This window comes from Acidiphilium sp. (genome assembly GCF_049977125.1).
Taxonomy (GTDB): Bacteria; Pseudomonadota; Alphaproteobacteria; order Acetobacterales; family Acetobacteraceae; genus Acidiphilium.
This window is the reverse complement of sequence record NZ_JBMFGY010000287.1, coordinates 1-2,597: the sequence shown is the minus strand read 5'-3', so window position 1 is coordinate 2,597 and position 2,597 is coordinate 1. Positions and strand designations below refer to the sequence as shown.

At 65.9% G+C, this 2,597-nt stretch carries 3 protein-coding genes; 1 reads left to right on the top strand and 2 read right to left on the bottom strand.

The window, feature by feature from the left end; genetic code table 11:
* Window positions 1–10 precede the first annotated feature (10 nt).
* Window positions 11–1,108 carry a DNA replication/repair protein RecF gene (gene recF, locus ACP5E6_RS18175; protein WP_427956691.1) on the bottom strand — a complete coding sequence of 366 codons (1,098 nt, stop codon included), beginning with the start codon at window positions 1,106–1,108 and terminating at the stop codon, window positions 11–13.
* On the opposite strand from recF, the gene ACP5E6_RS18170 reads away from it, so the two are divergent.
* A complete protein-coding gene (locus tag ACP5E6_RS18170) occupies window positions 1,107–1,268 on the top strand; it encodes a hypothetical protein (protein WP_427956688.1) in 162 nt (53 codons plus the stop codon). The two genes, recF and ACP5E6_RS18170, sit on opposite strands and share 2 nt — an antisense overlap.
* Window positions 1,269–1,352: 84 nt before the next feature.
* On the opposite strand, the gene dnaN is transcribed toward ACP5E6_RS18170, so the two are convergent.
* On the bottom strand, window positions 1,353–2,477 hold the full coding sequence (gene dnaN / locus ACP5E6_RS18165; RefSeq protein ID WP_427956694.1) for a DNA polymerase III subunit beta: 1,125 nt from the start codon (window positions 2,475–2,477) through the stop codon (window positions 1,353–1,355).
* Between the last annotated feature and the right edge of the window lie 120 nt (window positions 2,478–2,597).

The following is a 2,597-nucleotide window of genomic DNA, read 5'->3' as shown; positions in this document are numbered from 1 at the left end:
CTTGCCTGCCTCACCCAATACGCCCCTCGGCCACTTGCCGGATTTCGGCGTCGGGGCCGAGGGTGGTGAGTTGGTCGTGGTCGGTTGCGGTGCAGATGATCTGGGTTTCGAGGCGGGACAGGGCGGCGCCGAGGGCGGTGCGGTGGGGGGCGTCGAGATGGACGAAGGGTTCGTCGAGCAGGAGGGTGGGGGCGGTGCCGCGCAGGGTGGTGACCAGTTCGGCGTGGGCGAGGATGGTGGCGACCAGCATGGCGCGTTGCTGGCCGGTGGAGGCGAGGGATGCGGTGAGGCCGGAGGCGTCGGTGAGGGTGAGATCGGCGCGTTGCGGCGAGATGACGGCGGCGGGGTCGGCGCGGGTGGTGGCATAGTGATGACGCAGTCCGTCTTCGACGGCGAGGGCGGGTTGGGTGGCGAGGCGGGCGGCGATTTTGCAGTCGAGCGCCATTTGCGCGGCCGGGAACGGTGCGAGATCGCCGCGGGCGAGGGTTTGGTTGAGGCGCGCGATCAGGTCGAGGCGCGCGGCGGTGAGGGCGGCGGCGTGGCGGGCCATCGAGTCTTCGATGATGGTGAGCCAGGCCGGATCGGCGGTGTTTTGTTCGAGCTGGCGGTTGCGATTGGCCGCGGCGGCCTCGTAGGCGGCGACCTCGCGGGCGTGGCCGGGGGCCAGGGCGAGGGTCAGCCGGTCGAGGAAGCGGCGGCGGGCGGACGCGCCTTCGGTGAATAGACGGTCCATCTGCGGGGTCAGCCAGACGCAGGCATAATGCGCGGCGGCGACGCTCGCGGTGACGGGATCGCCATCGAGCATGATGCGGCGGCGATCGGCGCCCGGGGTGTCGATGCCGGTGCCGAGGGTGAATTCGCGTCCCGCGGTGGTCAGGCGGGCGGCAACCGCCCAGCCGCCGCCGGCATCGGGCGCGCGACGGGACAGCTCGGCGAATTTCGCGCCGCGCAGGCCGCGACCGGGGGCGAGCAGGGAGATCGCCTCGAGCAGATTGGTCTTGCCGGAGCCGTTGGGACCTTCAAGGGCCGTGATGCGCGCGGCGAGCCGGAGGTCGAGCGCGGCATAGGAGCGGAAATCGGTCAGGCGGAGGCTGGTGATCGTGGTCATGGGAGAAGAAGGGAAGACTGCTTTTTTTGTAAAAAAAGCAGCAAAAAAACTTTCATTCTTCCGGGACTGCGACGGTAAAACCACCGGGGACCCAGATTGGAAAAAGTTTTTTGCTTCTTTTTTTCAAAAAAGAAGCGCTTGCTTAACCGTGCCGGGCTAACCTTACCATCCTTGCCCAGGGCGAGAGGGACGGCTTCGCCGTCGGCGCGCAATGACGGGTTGTCCCTTTGCCGTGGGTGAGGGGTCAGACCCGCATCGGCATCAGCACGAAGATGGCGCTCTGGTCGCCGGCGGCGCGGACGAGGGTGGGGGCGGCACCGTCGGCGAAGCAGAACTCGACATGGCCTTTGATCTGTTCGGTCACGTCGTTCAGATAACGGGCCTGGAAGCCGATTTCGAGCGGGGTCGAGCTGTAATCGACCTGATCGCCGTCAAGCTCCTCCGAGGCGGTGCCCTGGTCGGGGCTGGTGGCGGAGAGAACCAGCAGATCGCGCGCGACGGAGAGTTTGATCGGCTTGTGGCGCTCGGCGGTGATGGCGGAGACGCGGGCGACGGCGTTGGAAAACTCGCTGGTGTCGACGCGCAGGATTTTATCGTTGCCGATCGGGATGACCTTGCTGTAGTCGGGATAGGTGCCGTCGATCAGCTTGCTGGTCATGCGCATGGTGTCGAGCGTGAACTGGATGCGGGTTTCCGACAGGGCGATGGCGACCTCGCCGGAGACGTCCTCGAGCAGTTTGCGGATTTCATTGACGGTCTTGCGCGGGATGATCACGCCCGGCATGCCGGCCGCCCCCTCGGGCAACGGCTCCTCGACCCGTGCGAGGCGATGCCCGTCGGTCGCGACGGCGCGCAGGACATCCACCCCGTCCGACACCGCGGCATGGAGATAGATGCCGTTGAGATAATACCTTGTCTCCTCGGTCGAGATCGCGAAACGGGTGCGGTCGATCAGGCCACGCAACGCCTGCGCCGGAATCGAGAATTTGTGGCTGAGCTTGCCGGCATCGAGCTTGGGGAACTCATCGGTCGGCAATACCACCAGCTTCGTCGCATAACGGCCCGCCCGCAACGCCAGCGGCGCATCGCCGCCCGGATGGTCAAGCTCGATCGAGGCATGTTCGGGTTGGCGACGGACGATTTCATACAACGTCGCCGCCGGCGCCGTGACCGCGCCATCCTGCGCCGCATCGACCGGAACATCCTCGATCAGGGCAATCTCAAGATCCGTCGCCGCAACCGTCAGCCGGCCCTCCCGCACCGAAAGCAATACATTGGCCAAAATAGGAATGGTGTTGCGCTTCTCAACCACATTCTGAACATGAGCCAACGCCTTGAGCAGCGTGGCGCGATCCGCCTTGAGCTTCATGCAACCCTTCCCGTCCTTCTGCCAGGCATCCGATTCGCCCGGTCGATCTGCATAGCCCACATCCGCCCCGAAATGAACAGGCCCCTCCCGATCGGCCACATCGCCACTGGGGTTTGGGGG